The organism is Vibrio algicola (assembly GCF_009601765.2).
In the GTDB taxonomy this organism is placed as follows: Bacteria; Pseudomonadota; Gammaproteobacteria; order Enterobacterales; family Vibrionaceae; genus Vibrio; species Vibrio algicola.
On record NZ_CP045699.1, the window covers coordinates 1,876,572 to 1,894,041 of the forward strand.

Annotated in this window: 13 protein-coding genes; 4 read left to right on the forward strand and 9 right to left on the reverse strand. The window is 38.6% G+C overall.

Going from position 1 to position 17,470, the window contains the following annotated elements; translation table 11 throughout:
- Nucleotides 1-19: 19 nt before the first annotated feature.
- The 4 genes from GFB47_RS08595 to GFB47_RS08610 form a co-directional block, all read right to left on the reverse strand.
- A complete protein-coding gene (locus GFB47_RS08595; protein WP_153447611.1) occupies nucleotides 20-937 on the reverse strand; it encodes a phospholipase D-like domain-containing protein in 918 nt (305 codons plus the stop codon).
- Entirely contained in the window at nucleotides 937-2,745 is a 1,809-nt protein-coding gene (locus GFB47_RS08600; protein WP_153447612.1) for an ATP-binding protein, read from the reverse strand. Before GFB47_RS08600 ends, GFB47_RS08595 begins: the two co-directional genes overlap by 1 nt.
- Complete coding sequence (locus GFB47_RS08605; RefSeq protein WP_153447613.1) at nucleotides 2,745-4,394, reverse strand: DEAD/DEAH box helicase; 1,650 nt, start codon at nucleotides 4,392-4,394, stop codon at nucleotides 2,745-2,747. Before GFB47_RS08605 ends, GFB47_RS08600 begins: the two co-directional genes overlap by 1 nt.
- Before the next feature lie 115 nt (nucleotides 4,395-4,509).
- Nucleotides 4,510-5,562: a cysteine desulfurase family protein gene (locus GFB47_RS08610; RefSeq protein WP_153447614.1), complete on the reverse strand. Its 1,053-nt coding sequence runs from the start codon at nucleotides 5,560-5,562 to the stop codon at nucleotides 4,510-4,512.
- 290 nt (nucleotides 5,563-5,852) lie between these two features.
- On the opposite strand from GFB47_RS08610, the gene GFB47_RS08615 reads away from it, so the two are divergent.
- From GFB47_RS08615 to dgt, 4 genes are all read left to right on the forward strand, one after another.
- Nucleotides 5,853-6,818, forward strand: coding sequence for a DUF4007 family protein (locus tag GFB47_RS08615; RefSeq protein ID WP_153447615.1), 966 nt, complete (start codon nucleotides 5,853-5,855; stop codon nucleotides 6,816-6,818).
- Between the two features lies 1 nt (nucleotide 6,819).
- Nucleotides 6,820-10,182, forward strand: a complete 3,363-nt coding sequence (locus GFB47_RS08620; protein ID WP_153447616.1) for a hypothetical protein — start codon at nucleotides 6,820-6,822, stop codon at nucleotides 10,180-10,182.
- 18 nt (nucleotides 10,183-10,200) lie between these two features.
- Nucleotides 10,201-11,100, forward strand: a complete 900-nt coding sequence (locus GFB47_RS08625) for a phosphoadenosine phosphosulfate reductase family protein (RefSeq protein WP_153447617.1) — start codon at nucleotides 10,201-10,203, stop codon at nucleotides 11,098-11,100.
- A gap of 70 nt (nucleotides 11,101-11,170) precedes the next feature.
- Nucleotides 11,171-12,673 carry a dGTPase gene (dgt, locus tag GFB47_RS08630; protein ID WP_153447618.1) on the forward strand — a complete coding sequence of 501 codons (1,503 nt, stop codon included), beginning with the start codon at nucleotides 11,171-11,173 and terminating at the stop codon, nucleotides 12,671-12,673.
- Between the two features lie 241 nt (nucleotides 12,674-12,914).
- Here dgt and GFB47_RS08635 read toward each other — a convergent pair whose 3' ends face one another.
- The 5 genes from GFB47_RS08635 to fghA all read right to left on the reverse strand — a co-directional run bounded on the left by GFB47_RS08635 (nucleotide 12,915) and on the right by fghA (nucleotide 17,458).
- Nucleotides 12,915-13,796, reverse strand: coding sequence for an amino acid ABC transporter permease (locus GFB47_RS08635; protein WP_153447619.1), 882 nt, complete (start codon nucleotides 13,794-13,796; stop codon nucleotides 12,915-12,917).
- Nucleotides 13,796-14,614, reverse strand: a complete 819-nt coding sequence (locus tag GFB47_RS08640) for a transporter substrate-binding domain-containing protein (RefSeq protein WP_153447620.1) — start codon at nucleotides 14,612-14,614, stop codon at nucleotides 13,796-13,798. The genes GFB47_RS08635 and GFB47_RS08640 overlap by 1 nt, the downstream gene beginning before the upstream one ends.
- A gap of 8 nt (nucleotides 14,615-14,622) precedes the next feature.
- Nucleotides 14,623-15,411 (reverse strand): amino acid ABC transporter permease, encoded by a 789-nt coding sequence (locus GFB47_RS08645; protein ID WP_407701702.1) that lies wholly within the window; start codon nucleotides 15,409-15,411, stop codon nucleotides 14,623-14,625.
- A 7-nt stretch (nucleotides 15,412-15,418) separates the two neighbouring features.
- Nucleotides 15,419-16,165 (reverse strand): amino acid ABC transporter ATP-binding protein, encoded by a 747-nt coding sequence (locus tag GFB47_RS08650; RefSeq protein ID WP_153447622.1) that lies wholly within the window; start codon nucleotides 16,163-16,165, stop codon nucleotides 15,419-15,421.
- A 432-nt stretch (nucleotides 16,166-16,597) separates the two neighbouring features.
- Nucleotides 16,598-17,458: an S-formylglutathione hydrolase gene (fghA, locus tag GFB47_RS08655; RefSeq protein WP_153447623.1), complete on the reverse strand. Its 861-nt coding sequence runs from the start codon at nucleotides 17,456-17,458 to the stop codon at nucleotides 16,598-16,600.
- Nucleotides 17,459-17,470 lie beyond the last annotated feature (12 nt).

The following is a 17,470-nucleotide window of genomic DNA, read 5'->3' on the forward strand; positions in this document are numbered from 1 at the left end:
TTCCTTTACTAATTTATAATTATAAAACTCTTAAAACTTCACTTCTTCTGCCTGGCATATAAACTTCTATTTCATCACTTGCATAGAGCTTAAGGTAAGAATATAAATGAGCATGGAGATCTTTAATTTCTTGTCTGTAAGGCGCGGGATCATCAGCTAAAGCATCATGCAACAACCTTGAGATTTGCCCAAAGCCTAAGTCTCTTTCTGATTGGTTTTCTGTAACTTTTGTTTTTAACCAACGGTATGCTTTTGTTTGTTTGAATAAAGTTGACGCTAATGTAAAATCATCTTTTGCATACTCAATTTGAGCAAAAGGTAATGATGGGTTGAGCTGGTATTCATCTAAAATAACGCCTGGTTTACCTAAGGGGAAGTCTGATACAAACAACTCTGATGTTTGTGGGAGTATCTCTTCAGGCCATATAGCAGGTAACTCCGTTTCATCTGCATAATCAAGTTGTTCTAAAAACGCCTGCATTTTATCAAGCGTATTTATACTTAACTCAGTTGCTGATTCAACAATTTTATTAATGAATGCTTTGGATTGTTCGCAGGCATTTACTCTGCTACATGATTCTAAGTTGCCGTTATTAACTAAGGCTAACCCTTTACCCGTTAAATTAGCGCTACCATTAAAAATAGTGTCGTGATCAATTTGATAAATTTTTGCGTGCAGGTTTATTAGTGCTTTAACTTGGTAACCATTGTTAATACAATCTCGCAGTGCATTTAAGTCACTTGCACCCTTTGCAAAATCAATCGGTGTAAAACGACCTACCAATTGAACTTTAGGTTTGTTGTTAGAAGTTAATTGACCCAACCAGCGAGTCGCTGGTTGGGTCATAAAAGCAGATATGATAGTTAAATCATTGCAACTAGGTAATAACTCCTCAAGCTGAAGTGTCAGCTCAGTATTTGAGATTAAGCTCGACATTAAAAATCATCCAACTCGTCATCTTCAGGGCCTTGCAGGAACTCACTAATGACTAAGCCCCACTCTCTACGAATAGTATTTAAATAGGCTAAACGTCGTTCGTCTGTAGTTTCATTCATCACACGGGCAAAGCCTGCTATTGTGGTTTGCATTATTTCAAGCTCATCACCACCGAGTTTGCTTACAAGCTTTTGATAGAAAACATGATTTGTATTGAATAAAACTAATGTTAAGCCTTTACTAGTTGATACATCAAAAAATGCTTCTGAATCTCGTGCTACATCTTCGATTAAAAAACGATTACCAGTGAGAATGAGTCGCTCGGCCTTTTCTTCTGCTTCTTCATCACTCATTCCACCTGCTTTTTTAAGGTGATCAACAACATCTTCCTTCTTCAGCTGTTTTGGTGTTTCTTCTTTAGTTTTATGACCATGGGTTTCACGATGTGCGGAGCCTTGCGTTGCTTTAGATGCTGCACCTTCAGACACGGTTTTTGGCTCATCACCTTTTACGGCTTTTCCTTCAACATTTATTGTATCTAATGCTTTAGTTAAAGCTGATACATGTTTTTTAATTACTGCCACTACTTTAAGCACTTGAAGTAGTGAGTCAGAGTTTTCTTCTAAATCTCGTAAATATTCTTGCTCAGACTCAAACCCTGCTTGAGTAAAAATTGTTTTCATCTCGTAAGGAATTAAACGAATTGCATCTTGTTTGTTATTCGTTACACCAAAGACAGCATCAAGCGTTGGCGGAAATGACACTTCAATACCAATAAAGCGTCCTTTACTCTCTCTTAAAGCAGAAGTTAAGAATGAATCTCTTAAAACTAGCTCTCTATTAGCTCGAACTATTGAAACGCCTACATTTTTGCTACAATGTTTACCCCAAGTTGTACCACCTAATTTACCAACAGTGTCTTTTAAAATACGATTTGATATATTCTTTTTAACCATTGAGGTAGTAACGGTCACATCATCTCGTTTAGGCTCACCGTTGACATCAATGTATTCAACAGAAATGACTTCTTCGTCCATCTTCTCAAAAAAAGCCTCATTCTTATAACTACCAGGTAATTCTGGTAGCGAAGTATTCTTCTTAAGATACATCGGGTCATTAGCTTTAAAAGTTTCTTTATCGTAAACATCAAGTCTTTCGTCAGCTGATTTACGATAAGTAATGCTTTCTATTTTTATATTCTCATCGCTAATAAAATTACGATACATTCTTCCGACAAGATGTTCACAATGGCGATAAATAGATTTGCCCGTTTTCCAGCTTAAGCGATCAAGCTTAGACCAAATAATTAATGTGCCTGATTCCGGTTTTTTAGTAAAAAACGCTTTTTCGTACTTAACTGGTATAGCTTTTACTGTGGGCATTGGCACTTCTTCAAGCGCACCACTTTTCATCTCATCAACATCTAAGTAAGTATGGTAAGGTTCCCCACCAGCTTGCCAACTCCATACATCAACACGCTTACACTGTGAAATGGATGAGTTTGGTAATCCCATTCCAAATTTCCCCATACCACCTGTATCTTTACGATGTGTACCGCCACCAAATTGCATAGCAACTCGGAGCGTCTCGATATCCATACCAACACCATTATCCCAAAGAGAAATTTCTGACACGGTATAATTTTTTCGGGCGCTTAATTGTTCTTCTATAAAGCCAACTTCTACGCGGTTGGCCGTTGCTTGCAGGCTATTATCAATAAGTTCAGCTAACGCGTAAGCAGTATTGTTATACCCATTATCTCTTAATGACTCAATAACGGTCTCAGCACTTAAAAATCGATTACTCATTATTTTATTTCCTTTTCGACCCACATATCATTCCAATAACCAAATGCGAGGCTAATACTTTGAAACTCAGGTATGTTATCCATGACTGTATAAATATTGCATTCTTTGTTACCGCCGCTTTTATAACCCCTCATGGCACGCCCCGCCATTTGTAAATACTGTACTAAGGAGTTCATTGGTTTAGCTATTACGGTAACGTTAGTTTTAGGGGCATCAAACCCTGCCGTTAGCACATTAAAATTAACAAGAACTTGTAGCTCACCATTTTTATATTGCGCTATTTTTGCTCTACGGCTCTCAGCTGTGTCATTTTTACTATCAATAGATGCTGCTTTTATTCCTTGATAAGCAAGCGCAGTAGCCAGGTTAATTCCGTGCTCTACGGTACACGCAAAAACGATGATTTGTGACCCAAGGTTACATTCATCAATAATCGTTTTTAGGATCTGTCTATTACGCTCTATGTTATTTGCTAGCGTCATCATCGTTTCAACACCACCTGCATCTCTTAATTCGTATGCAGCAATGCCAGAATGATCATAATTTAATGACTTAAAGTTCGCTTTGGCCAAATACCCTTTTTCAACCAAATAATCTATTGGTGATAAATAGCCCGAAATTCGCATAGATACTTTATTGTTGTAGAAAAAGTCAGCTAAACGAGCGTCCTCTTCCGACAGTCCATCCTCAGAATAACTTCTTCCAGGTGTTGCTGTTAAACCTATTAAGTCAGCATGAAACGTCTCATCATCAATAAAGTCTTGAACCACTTCTTGAAATTTAGGGGCAACAGCTTTGTGAGCTTCATCAAAAATAACTAGTGTGACTTTTTCAGCTAGTTTGCTATATAAAAGCTGTAATTGCCTTGAGTCGCTTTTTCTTAAACTTAAAAATTTATGTAAGCCAGCAACTACAAAGCCAGAGTCAATACCACTTAGACTTTCTGTAGAACTTGAATAAAAGCCATAAAGAGAAGTAGAGCGATTACCTAGAGATTGCCATGCTTTAGAAAATTCAGCATAAGCTTGAGAGCAAAGCTCCTCTCTATCTGCTAGCCAAAGCACTAAGTTATTTTCAGATTGCCTTAAATGTTCGGCAGCTATATTCATTGCCGTGCGTGTTTTACCTGCCCCTGTTGGCAGGTGGATTAAAACTCGTTTGCTATCCTGTGCAAGCTCAGAAAACACTTGTTTGCTAATGTTTTGTTGGTAAGGGTAAAGGCCATAATTGGGCTCAATACACGTAATGCTCTCTAATTCATTATCTTGGCTTAATTGACTTTCATATAATGCAGAAAGGCCCAATAAAGCCGCAAACTTTTCAGGATTATTTCCAGCCCAACTGGCTATCGCATCATAATGTTCAGGTGTAACTTGATGAGATTGAAGTCCAAAACTTGGAAATAATTTAACCAATTGTTGAGAAGAGAGGCGTTCAATTAATTTATTTCGTAATAAATCATCAAAAATAAAATCTATTCCCTTTACACTAGAAACGATATTTGCCAACTTATATTTATTAAAAGAAGTATCGTTTAAAGTTTGATTATCACCGTCAACATCAAATTTAAGAGCAAAATTGATAGCGCTTTTAGGAAAAAAAGCCAACAATTCATCCTCTGAAAAATTAAAAAGTATTTCTACAAGCATTATTAACCCTTAAATATTGCACTCATTAATAAATACAAAAGTTTGCAAATTCATTGTTTATGTTCACGCACTAAAACAATCAACAAATAAAAATAAGCACAGACAATTTCTATACTTATTCACTAATATAAAAGGGTGGTAAACTGATGCGATAGGTTCTTCTAGCTTCTGCTTCTTCTAGTCCCAAAGCAGAAAGTACATGAGAAGCCACATTACTCATCGCATTACATGCTGACCCTTGAGAAACCAACCAATTATTCACCTTAAATTTCTCAACGTCCAAATCAGATTCAAAGGTAACACTCCATATATTCGGAACAACATTTGAACCACCGTTGCGCTTAAAATTAAGTTTATTAAGAGAGTCCATGACCATGCAATAATCATTAGAATTAGGTTCTGAAGGAAAGCTATCAACTGCTTCACCTAAACCAACAATTAATGGTGTTGGTGAAGTCCCCCCCCTTAATCCAAGCTCTTGCCCTCCACCGTGAATTAAGGGAACTAATCCTAAACCTCGTGAGTCTCGAATATAGAGAGCACCAATACCTTTAGGTCCATAAACTTTATGGCCAGATAAGGACAACATATCGATATCCATATCATCAACATCAATATTAAGCTTACAAAAACTTTGAGCGGCGTCTGTATGAAATAATATATTATTTTTAAATGCTATTTCACCAAATGACTCTATGGGCTGAATTATTCCAAGTTCATTATTAACATGATGTATCGAGATTAAAATCGTATTTTGTTTTATTGCAGCTATCAACTCTTTAGAAGCAATTAACCCATCAGAGCCTGGATCTAGATATGTCACAGAGAATCCAATACTTTCTAAAAATGCACATGTATTAAGAATACATTTATGCTCAATACTGGAAGTTATGATATGACCTTTTAACTCCAAGTGCTTAAAGGCAACACCTTTTAAAGCAAGATTATTAGATTCACTTGCGCCGCTGGTAAAAACGATCTCACTAGGCAACGCACCAATCTTATCTGCGATTGACTCTCTAGCTTTTTGGATCGCTTTAGCAGCTTTCTCCCCTTCACTATGAGCAGCTGAAGGGTTAGCATAGCTTTCACTTTGCCAAGATTTCATTGCATCTAACACTAGTGCGGAAACAGGTGTTGATGCGGCATAATCAAAATACTTAATCATTGTTTTATAATATTATTCGTTGTGAACATTAAGGCGTTCAATTTTAGACATATCGTGCATAACTGAAAACATCATCATCTAAACCCGAACTCCTTGTAAATAAACCTTTTCAAAAGAATACCTAAGCTTATATAAATATCAATAAATAGTTCAATAAGTTACTCGATACAGATCACTCATCAGAAAATTTCAACTAACATTTGTTATTAATACCCTCTAGACCTCAAAGATGTATCCTGTAGAATCATCGTTTGGATAAAATCTCCACTCCGCATTACAAGGTAAACACATTGAGCATTGAATCTAGCAGCCTGAAGTTTTCCGGGCATCAAACCTTCCCTATCAGATACGGCTGGATATACAAGATAATTCAAGAAGTTACAGATGGGAAATCCATAACAAGTAAAAACAACATTGAAGATCAAATGGTTTCAATGGGTATGGGTAAAAACATGGTGCTTTCTGTTAGGCACTGGATTCGGGTACTAAATCTTATTACTCCTACGAATAAGAAAGATCAAGAGTATTCATTAACACCTCTAGCTAAGAGCCTATTTGTGGCTCCTAATGCCTATGACGAGTATATGGATAAAGTGGGGACAGTTTGGTTGCTACATTGGCTTATGCAAACAATTGACATGCAAAATTCAGAACTTAACACTGCTCGATGGTTTTTCAATTACTTCAATGGCATACGAACAAATAAAGAGCAAATAGCAAAAGAAATTAATATTGCATTGGTTAACCATGAGAAAGATCTCACAGAAGCAACACTAAAAAAAGATATCGACTGCTTATTCCAAATGTATGGCGTAAAGAGAACCTCCGCGAATAAAATTAATGAAGATAGTTTTGCATCTCCATTTACAGAGCTCGGCTTAATTACACAAGAAAACCCAAAAGACTTCCGAGCAGAACTGTCCAAGCAAATTTCACTGCCTGTTGAAGTTTTTGCCTATGCTGTTATCGACTTTATACAAAGAAAGCAAAAAGATAGTTCAGGAGAGGTTATTCATCAACAAAGAACTGTTTCCTTTAATTCCTTACTCAATGATGTTGGTTCTCCAGGACGAATTTTCAGGTTATCAAGCTCAGGCTTAGGTGAAAAACTTGATCAATTAGAAGTTTTAACATCAGGGAAAATAGCCTGGACCGACACTCAAGGTTTACGTCAAATTCAGCACAGCTTCAATAATTTACAAAGTGAACAACCCGCTCAATACCTGGAAAATTACTATGCCCAGGAAGGAAAATAACGTGACTTTAAGTAAACACTATTCAATCTCAACCCGTCATCAACGCTCTACTCGTATCGATAGTGATCTCAATAGTGCTTTTTTTCCTGGACTGGTATATCACGGAACAGCTCAAACAGCATTAGAAACTCTCTTTAGGCAGTATTCTCAAACGGGTCAACGTGCTTATACACTAACGGGTCCATATGGTTCTGGTAAATCTACGGTTGCTTTACTTTTAACGGGGCTATTGAGCCATGATAATGAGCTCAGAAGTACAGCTTTAAATGTCATAAACCAGGACTCTACAAAACTCCTCAAGGAAAGCATCGAGTTCAAAAAAGGCTGGTTACAAATCCGGTCCGTTGGCGGTGTTAACAGCCCTGTTGCTACTTTTTGGCAAGCAACACTATCAGCCCTTAAGGAGCATCCCAATACAATAAATCTATTTAATAGATATCAAAAACTTACCGTAGAAACAGATGCGGAATTGATCCGTACTTGGGAAGCTTTATTTTTAGAAGCTAACAACTTGATTGATGGTGTTTTATTACTTGCCGATGAAATGGGTAAAAGCCTTGAGTTTATCAATAAAAACAAGGGTGAATTACACTTATTCCAAGATATCGCAGAAGTCTTAGGAAGAACGCCTACCCCTGTCATTTTTATTGGTTTATTACACCAAGCTTTTTCTGAATATGCGAAAGATAGAGGTACAAAACTGCAAGAAGAATGGGGCAAAATTCAAGGTCGATATAACGATATTATCTACAATGTTTCTACTGATGAAACCGTTGCATTAATTGGTCAGTCAATTGTTAATGAGTCTAACCTAACTCATCAAGATGATATTTACGTAAAAGCTGTACTTAATGCCTTAAATGATAAAAAAGAACGTAAAACCTTGCTTAAAGAACGACTTGAGCAATGCGCCCCACTTCACCCATTATCAGCGTTATTATTAGGCCCAATCTCTAAACGTAGATTTAGCCAAAATGAACGTTCTACTTTTAGTTTTTTAAACTCTCACGAACAAAATAGCTTTCAATTATTTTTACAAACGGCCATAGATAAAGATGCTCGTTATGATCTAGTCAATCTTTGGGATTATTTAGAAGTAAACCTTGAGCATGCGATCCTTAGTTCACCTGATGGACATGCGTGGGCAACTGCAACTGAATCAATTCGCCAAGCCATACAAAAAGGCTTACCTGAAATAGCCATAGGCGTCCTAAAAAACATTGCTCTAATTACCCTCTTCGGTAAACCAGCAAACCTTACAGCGACTGAAAGCCTTCTTTTAGCAAGTACTCAAGTTAAAGATAAAAATGAGCTAGATGAATATTTATCAATGCTTAAAGACAAGTCTTGCATTATTTATCGTAAGCACTTGTCATCTTGGATGGTTTTCGAAGGCTCTGATTTAGATCTCCAAGGATTAGTTGAAAGCACTATTGAGCAAATCAATGACCCAAAAGAAGCCATTGATTATATTCAATACACCGATCAAGTAATCGCCAAAGGCCATTACCATACTACCGGCACACTACGCTGGGCTGAACAACAAATCGTGACAAGCGCAGCCAATATTGACCTGCAAGAAATAGAAAATTCTGACAGCGCCGCTTTTGTATCATTTATTCTAATTCTTCAATCTGACCCGGCATATGACCTTAAAGATGCTAGCCTTCAATCTGAAAAGGTAATATTAGCAATAGCAGATAATTCTGAAGATATCGTGACATTAGCAAAAGAATGCTATGCACTTGAATTAATAAAGTCTGATAAAGAAACAGGTCGTATTTTACAACACGATAAAGTTGCTCAAAAAGAATATGAAGGCAGACGAATCAATGCAGAGATAGCGTTAAGCAATGCTATCTCTAACTCATTTAACAATAGTCATTGGTTCTACAAGGGCAAAGAATATTCAACTGAGTCATTAAGCCATATATCAACACTGGCAGCTGATCATATTTATAACTGCTCACCAAAAATTAAAAATGAACTCGTTAACCGTAACAAGTTATCTGGTACAGCGGTATCAGCTCTTAAGAAATTGTTAGAAGCGATGTTAGAGCATGAAGACCAAGAATACTTAGGTATTACAGGCTTCCCTCCAGAGAAATCAATGTACATTAGCTGTTTAAAAAACACAGCGATCCATTCTGAAATTGAAGATGGAAATAAACATTGGCACGTTGATAACTTATCTCCAGCTCTTGATGCGGTGTTCAATGCAGCTTTAGCTTTAATTAAAGAACAAGAAGGTGAAACCGTTCCGCTATCGGCAATTAAGACGTTATGGAGTCAAGCTCCTTATGGTTTGACACAAGGTTTAATTCCTATCTATTTATTTGCCTTTGTAAAATCCATCGGTCAGGATTTGGCTTTTTATGAAAAAGATTTATCTGGTGACTTTGCGTTTATAACTGAACCGGATATTGACTATGTGCATAAACTTATAAAAACACCACAGGACTTAGCCGTTAAATTCATCATTCTAAAAGAAGAAGAAAAAAACTGGTTACAATATTTAAGAGGATTTGCTTCCTCTGAGGCTAGTCGTGGTATATCAACAAACCAAGATATATCTAACAGCGTTCTAGCAGTCGCTACCCCTCTTGTGACCGGTATGCATAACTTACCCCAATGGGTTAAAAATGCTCATCAATTCATTAAAGATGATCCTAAGAAAAATAAGTTAGTTATATCGATACGAGATCTCTTCCTACAAGCGAATGATCCTCACTCCTTGCTATTCAAAGATTTAGTGAATTTACTCGACCCGAAAGATATGCTCAATAATCTAGAGCGTATCGAATTATTAGAAGAATGCTTTAAAACTTTAAAAGAAAAGCATGAAAAGACTCTTTTAGGCTTTAAAAATCAAGTGCAAAGTTTTTTTCCTGAGACGGGCGAGGAATTAGCATCAATGTGTAACGTTGTTATCAACTCTTCTGGTGATAGTAATCTACACAATTTTGCTTTAGATCTTGCTAAAAGTGAGCAAGGATTAATTAACTGGATTGAAAGTATGCTTCAAACCATTTCAGGCAGGATTAAACAAAATTGGAATGAAGAAATCCTTGCAACAGCAATAAACAAAGTTAGTGATTACGCTCAAAGCTTCTTGAGTGTCGTGAAATCGCAATCATCTAAAGGTGAAAATACCTCCCCAGTTAAAACTAAGCTGGTGTCTCTTGTACTTGAAGATGATGATGGGAAGCTAGTTTCATATAAAAAAGAAATTCGCTTAACAGATAGTAAGCAACTTAAAACAACGATAGAAACACTCAAGTCGGATCTAGAAAGCTTAGACGAATTTGATAAAATTAATGTATTACAATATATGCTCAAAGAGACATTGGAAGCTCAGGATTAAAATAAATAGGTATTACTCATGAGTAAAGCAAAAAAAATAAAACATGTTCTCGGCTTATCCGGTGGAAAAGATAGCGCTGCACTTGCAGTTTACATGGCACGTAATTATCCCGATCTCGATATTGAGTATTTTTTTACTGATACCGGTAAAGAATTACCTGAAGTTTATGAGTTCTTAGAATTACTTGAAATACAGTTGCGTAAACCAATAAAACACATTAATAGTGGTAAAGATTTTGATTACTGGTTAAAACAGCACAATAATTTCTTACCTGCGGGACAGCAACGTTGGTGTACGATAAGAATGAAGTTAGAACCCTTTGAGAAGTGGATTAAACCATTTCTTAACGACGGTTATGAAGTTGTATCCTATGTGGGTATACGCGCAGATGAACCATGGCGTGACGGCTACAGACCTAATGAAAGCCAAAAAGAACTAACAATTAGAATGCCTTTTGCTGAAGATGGTATAAAAAAACAAGGCGTTTTTGATATCTTAGAAAGCGCAGGGTTAGGATTACCCAAATATTATGATTGGCGCTCTCGTTCTGGTTGTACATTCTGTTTTTTCCAAAGAAAAATCGAATGGGTACGTTTACGCGAACGTCACCCTGAAGCTTTTGAAGAAGCAAAGTCTTATGAGAAACGAGCCGAAACCAGCGAAAATGGTGAAACTTTCTTTTGGATGGGCCCTAACGAACCCCTTGAAACATTAGAAAACCCAGATCGTATTGCTCAAATTAAAGCCAATCATCAGAAAGTGATTGAGCGCTTTGAGAAAAAGAAAAAACGTGAAAGAAAAAGGCGTTTGGGCATGCATGCCATGGTTGATGACACGATGCTCATAGATACTATGGATATGGATGCAATGTACGATCTTGAAGAAGGTGGTGGTGCATGTATTACATGTTATAAATAATTAATCTGGGGGTATTGTCCCCCCTCTAATTTATTCAATTTAACTACATCAAATTTCTTGAGAGTACGTTATGACGATTAATTTTAACCAAAAAGTACGTAACACTAGAGTTTATTCTAAAGGCTCATCGGGGGTGGCTCCGCAAACCAGTTTTGAAAGTGATCGTGGGCGAATTATCAATTCTGCTGCTATTCGTCGGCTGCAACAAAAAACCCAAGTATTCCCATTAGAACGTAATGCAGCGGTACGCAGTCGTTTGACTCACTCTTTAGAAGTACAACAAGTGGGTCGCTTCATTACCCAGTTAATTTTTAAACATCTCTCAAATGACGATCTTAAAAAATATCAGTTAGTCGAATTAGATCGTCAAATTGAATCGATTGTCGAGATGTCCTGCTTAATGCATGATGTGGGTAACCCGCCTTTTGGTCACTTTGGCGAGCAAGCGATCAACGACTGGTTTACGCGTAATATGGCCTCTCTTACGGCAGGTGAAAATGGTAACACCCGAGTTGAGTTACCCGCTCCGATCCGCCAAGATCTGATTAATTTTGAAGGTAATGCTCAGGCCATTCGTTTGGTCCACTCGCTTTTAGGCCTCAACCTGACTTACTCTCAAGTGTCTGGAATTTTTAAATACACTCGTCGTGGCGATCAAATCTCACCCAAAAAACAACCTGAAAATAAGTCACTGCAAAATTATCATTACCTAATGAAAAAGGTAGGGTATTACTTAAGTGAGCACCGCTATGTTGAATCGATGAAATCGGTCTTATCGATGGCAGACCACTGTCGTTCTCCATTTTCATACATAATGGAAGCGGCTGATGATATTTCTTACGGTATTGCGGATATCGAAGATGCGGTAGAAAAAGGAATTTTGTCACTCGAACAACTTAAAGATGCGCTTGATTCTGAATTTCGATTATTAGCACAGCGCTATAACTTGCCCGATCCAAGTGTGATGCAAACCATTATCGATAAGGCGTACACCAGTGCGAATAAAAACCAGCACAGCCTCGACAGTTATTTTTTTGTCGCTTTGCGCGTTGAAATAAATACACATTTACCAAAACACGCTTGCGAACAGTTCATCCATAATATTGAAGCGGTATTTCATGGCAGCTTTAATCGCGCGCTAATTGAAGATCAAAGTTTCCAGCATGCCTTGGTTGAAACACTCAAAAATGTGTCTTTAAAATATGCCTTTTGCGATCCCGAAGTTGAAAAGAGTGAGCTACAAGGTTATCGAATTCTGACTGGGTTACTTGAAGCTTATAAGCCATTACTTGTACTGGATAAAGAGACCTTTACCAATATTGACGATGCGCCACTGTACGAGAGAAGGTTGTATAAAAAGTTGCCTAATAAGCACTTAAGAGCGTATAAAATCGCGATGCAAACTTTAGAACAAGAAAAAGGTAAATCGGTGGAGATCGCCTATTTACCTTACGACTTTAGTGATGAGGTTTGGGAGTTTTACTTCCGCGTTCGCCTGATCCAAGACTACATTAGCGGTATGACAGACCAATACGCCTACGATGAGTTTCGTGCATTGAATGTATTGGATTAATTTGAATACGCCGAAAATACGCTGATCCGTCCTTGAGCGCTTGAGAAAAGGCCATCCATGTCCTTTGACACTTTTCTCTGTACGCAATTTTGAACGATCATTAAATTTATGGAGTTGCTATAAGTTAGCGTGAATATATTCTGGTCTAATCGATCTGGACTGTAGTGATTAATGTAAATGTAACCCAAGTCACGTTACAAAAAAATCGCTAAGTGGATATTGCTTTGAGGTTATGGCTATTTTAGATTTGCCTTTGCGCTCGCTCTAACCATGCAAAAGCTTGTGATAGGCTAAAACATAAAATGAAGTAACACAGCGCTACCATGATCCAAACTTCAAAGATCATACCGCTTGAATTGGCAATTTCAGTGCCGACAAACGTCATTTCTTGAATCGAGATCAGAGAGATAATAGAAGAGTCTTTCACCAGCGAGATAAGTTGCCCTGCCAGTGGTGGCACAATCGCTTTTAATACTTGTGGCGCAATTATATAACGGTAACGATGCCAAGTAGATAAGCCTAATGTTTTGGCGGCTTCATGCTGACCTTGATCGATATTATCTAAACCAGAACGCACCACCTCACCAATATAAGCCGCTGAGATCATGCCAATACATAACACCCCAGAGGCGAGGTTTTCCCATAAATTGGCATCACCAAACAACCACCGCTGCAAGCCATTGATCTCGCCACTATGTTCGCGCAATATTCCTTCCAGCCCCAGCAATGGCACCAGTTGGTTGGCTATAAAAAAATAGAAAATAAAGATAAACACCAACGGCGGTATATTACGCACCAATTGGACGTAGCAATTTGCTAGCATCCGAATAATGAAATAAGACGAACGACGCCCCAAGCCTAGCAATACCCCAAACACTAATGCTAATAATGCCCCCCAAAAGGTCAAACGCAGCGTGGCAAATATCCCTTGGATAAAATACGACACACTGCCATCCGATTTCGGGGTAAACAATAAATTAAGCGCTTTATGCCAGTGCCAATGATACGACAACGAACCACTGTCTTTCAGGCATAGCCATAAAATAAAGCCACCGCTTAGCATCAATAAAAAGATATCTAAGCGGTTTAATTTACCTATTTTCGTTACTGAACTAATTTTCATTATTGGTTGGTATTCGAGACTTGCTTTTGCCAGTCAACACTCTTAAACCAGTAATTATAACGTTGCTCTAACCAACCGTCTTGTGTGCGAGCATCAATCCATTTATCAAAAAAGGCTTTTTTATCTTGCTCCCCTAAACGAACCGCAAATCCTTCATTACCAGTATATAAACGCTCTTGCAGCGGAATATACAGTTTTTTCGGGTATTTTAACGCTTCAAATTCTGGTTTTGGGGTTGAGGCAATCACCGCATCGGCATTACCATTTAACACTTCTTGGAAGGCTTGTGCTTCGTCATCAAATTGAAGGATTTTCGCTTTCGGGAAGTTTTCACGTAAAATAGTGATACCTAAAGCGCCACGACGAGCGGCGAACTTGATCTTGCGAGAGTTGAAGTCCTGTTTGCTAAAACCTTTGGTGGTATCAAGGTTGGCAGCAATTTGAATCCCAGAGTGAGAATAAGGCACGCTAAATAACACGCTTTTTGAACGCTCATCGGTAATGGTTAATCCACCAATCACCACATCGTATTTACCCGCCATTAGTGATGGAATAATGCCATCCCAAGAAGTAGGAATAAATTCGACTTTCCAGCCTGAATCTTGCGCAAGACGCTTAGCAACATCGACTTCAAACCCCACCAGCTCGCCTTGATCATCACGCATAGCCCACGGAACAAAAGTACTTAATCCTACTTTTAAAGTGCCACGTTGATTAATTTTATCTAAGTTTGGTGTATCACTTGCCCACGCACTTTGCGCGCCCCCCAAACCTAATCCCAATAGCGTTGTTAAACAGATTATCCATAAACGTTTCATTGTTGCTCCTAATGCCCTTTTCGGGTTCGTTGTTCTAGCCATGCTGCTAATCCAGACAAGCTTAAAGTAATCAATAAATAAATTGCCGCCACGGTAAACCAAATTTCAAATGGCATGGCGGTATCTGAGACGATATTACGCCCTTCAGTAGTAAGATCAAAAATCGCCATCACACTAACAATAGACGTATTTTTAACTAAAGAAATCGCTTCGTTGGTTAATGACGGTAAGGTTTTTTTGATCACTTGCGGCAAAATGATATAGCGATACGCATTAACACGAGACAAGCCTAAGGTTCGACAGGCTTCAAATTGCCCCTTATCGACCGCAAGTAACCCTGAGCGGATCACCTCGGCAGTGTAAGCGCCTTGAAATAACGCTAACGCCAAGACTGCCGTGCTGAATCGATCAATCCCTAAATACGGTCCAAACACAAAGTAGAGTAAGTAAATTTGTACTAATAATGGCGTATTACGGATCACTTCGATGTAAATAAAAGACAAAAATCGCCCGACTTTGGAATCAGACAAGCGCAATAACGCGGTACATAAAGCCAAGATTAAGGTCGCAATCCCACTGATAAGCGTGAGTTTTAATGTCACCAATAAGCCATCAATAAGCTCAGCACTATACCAACGACCATCTTCGAAAAAGAACAAGTAATCTGGTACCCGTTGCCATTGCCACTGATAATTCATCGCTTGCGCGCCAGTATGCAAAATCCAGCTCAGCCCCATCAGCAAAACCGCGATCTGCAATACTGCCGACAATAAAGGCTTAGCCATTTTAAGCATCAATGACATGTTAATAACTCAAAATCTGATTGAGGAAATTCTGGGTACGTTGATGCTTGGGCGCGGCAAAAAATTCGCTCGGCGCAGCAATCTCAACGATTTCACCTTGATCCATAAATACCACTCGGTCGGCGACTTTTTTAGCAAACCCCATTTCATGCGTCACGCACACCATGGTCATGCCTTCTTCGGCCAATTGTGACATCACATCCAACACTTCGCTGATCATTTCAGGGTCAAGCGCCGAAGTCGGTTCATCAAATAGCAATATCTCCGGCTGCATACACAGCGAGCGAGCAATGGCGACTCGTTGTTGTTGACCACCCGAAAGTTGCGCGGGGTATTTAGAGGCTTGCTCGGCAATATTAACTCGATCTAAATAATGCATCGCCCGTTCTACAGCTTTCGCTTTCGATAACTTAAGGGTTTTAATTGGTGATAACGTCAAATTTTCAATAATAGTGAGATGAGGAAACAGATGAAAATGCTGAAACACCATGCCAATTCGCCCCTGCCATTGTTGGCTAGGCGTAACGGTTTGACCAAATACCGATAGCGCACCAGATTGAATGGTTTCCAAGCTGTTAATACAGCGGATCAAGGTTGACTTCCCAGAACCTGAAGGACCACAAATCACCAGTTTTTCACCTTTACTGACTTGCAGATTGATATCCGTTAATGCCTGAAAATCACCATAGTATTTATTCACTTGATTAAATTCTATAACAGTATTTTGTTCCGATGCTTGGCTAGTCACGACATTCCTTGGCATTGATGCTTTTGTTTATCATAACATTAACTTGTTTTATCGATAAACACAGGTTTTGATTAAACTTTTCAACTCAAAACAATAACCACAACAAATACCGCCAGCCGAGTAATTCACAACAAAAATAACACAGAGTTAAATAATCAATTAATACGATATAAAGTTAATCTAGAGCAATAAAGATGACGCGAAATGTTAACGTCATGTTCTAAAATACATTCTTTTTGGTAATCTATTAGTAACGGATTGTAGTACTTTGCTAAGGATTAAGTTAGATCTATCCCATTAAGGTTCTAATCAATATCGCCATTCCGAAAAGACGTTTAAACCATCCGTGGGCACTTGGAAAAGAACATCCATGTTCTTTGACACTTTTTTCCATCGGCAATATGAATAGAACCGTTATTTTCTTGCAATGGTTTATTTTAATAAATGCTGCGCATGAAATATCAAATGCTCATCAATAAAACTCGAGATAAAAAAGTAACTGTGGTCGTAGCCAGAGTGCACCTTGATCTCAAATGGATAATTGACTTGATTGGCGGCATTTTCCAATAAGTGCGGCTTTAGTTGCTGCTCAAGGAAATTATCTGCCAGCCCTTGCGATACTTTAATTGGCGGTAAATGCGCGGTATCACCTTTGATTTTTTTCATCAGTTCAACCGCATCATATTTAACCCACAATGCTTGGTCATCGCCCAAATAAGCCGCTAACGCTTTATGACCCCACGGACAATTAAGCGGGCTAACTATCGGACTAAACGCTGAAATCGATTTAAACCTTGGCGCATTACGCAAACCAATCGTCAGTGCACCATGCCCGCCCATTGAGTGGCCCGAAATCGAACGTTTATCCGAAACCGGAAAATTGGCCTCAATCAAAGCAGGTAATTCGTAGGCAATATAATCGTACATCTGATAATGCTTATCCCACGGCGCTTGGGTGGCATTAAGATAAAATCCCGCCCCTTGGCCTAAATCGTAAGCTTCATCATCGGCAATGGTATCGCCGTTAACATCAACCCCACGCGGGCTGGTATCTGGCGTCACAATCGCAATACCTAACTCTGCCGCCATACGTTGCGCCCCCGCTTTTTGCACGAAGTTTTCATCGCTGCAGGTTAAGCCTGATAACCAATATAAAACAGGAACAGGATTATCGTCTGTCGCTTGAGGTGGCAAAAACACCGAAAAACGCATCGCACAATGGAGCACTTTTGATTGGTGCTCACATTGCTGCTGCACCCCACCAAAAGATTTATTTGAACTGAGTGATTCCATAACAACTCCAAC

Bases quoted from the DNA above. Each gene is read 5' to 3' on its own strand.
- GFB47_RS08595 (WP_153447611.1), bottom strand. From the start codon at position 937: ATGTCGAGCTTAATCTCAAATACTGAGCTGACACTTCAGCTTGAGGAG.
- GFB47_RS08600 (WP_153447612.1), bottom strand. From the start codon at position 2,745: ATGAGTAATCGATTTTTAAGTGCTGAGACCGTTATTGAGTCATTAAGA.
- GFB47_RS08605 (WP_153447613.1), bottom strand. From the start codon at position 4,394: ATGCTTGTAGAAATACTTTTTAATTTTTCAGAGGATGAATTGTTGGCT.
- GFB47_RS08610 (WP_153447614.1), bottom strand. From the start codon at position 5,562: ATGATTAAGTATTTTGATTATGCCGCATCAACACCTGTTTCCGCACTA.
- GFB47_RS08625 (WP_153447617.1), top strand. From the start codon at position 10,201: ATGAGTAAAGCAAAAAAAATAAAACATGTTCTCGGCTTATCCGGTGGA.
- dgt (WP_153447618.1), top strand. From the start codon at position 11,171: ATGACGATTAATTTTAACCAAAAAGTACGTAACACTAGAGTTTATTCT.
- GFB47_RS08635 (WP_153447619.1), bottom strand. From the start codon at position 13,796: ATGAAAATTAGTTCAGTAACGAAAATAGGTAAATTAAACCGCTTAGAT.
- GFB47_RS08640 (WP_153447620.1), bottom strand. From the start codon at position 14,614: ATGAAACGTTTATGGATAATCTGTTTAACAACGCTATTGGGATTAGGT.
- fghA (WP_153447623.1), bottom strand. From the start codon at position 17,458: ATGGAATCACTCAGTTCAAATAAATCTTTTGGTGGGGTGCAGCAGCAA.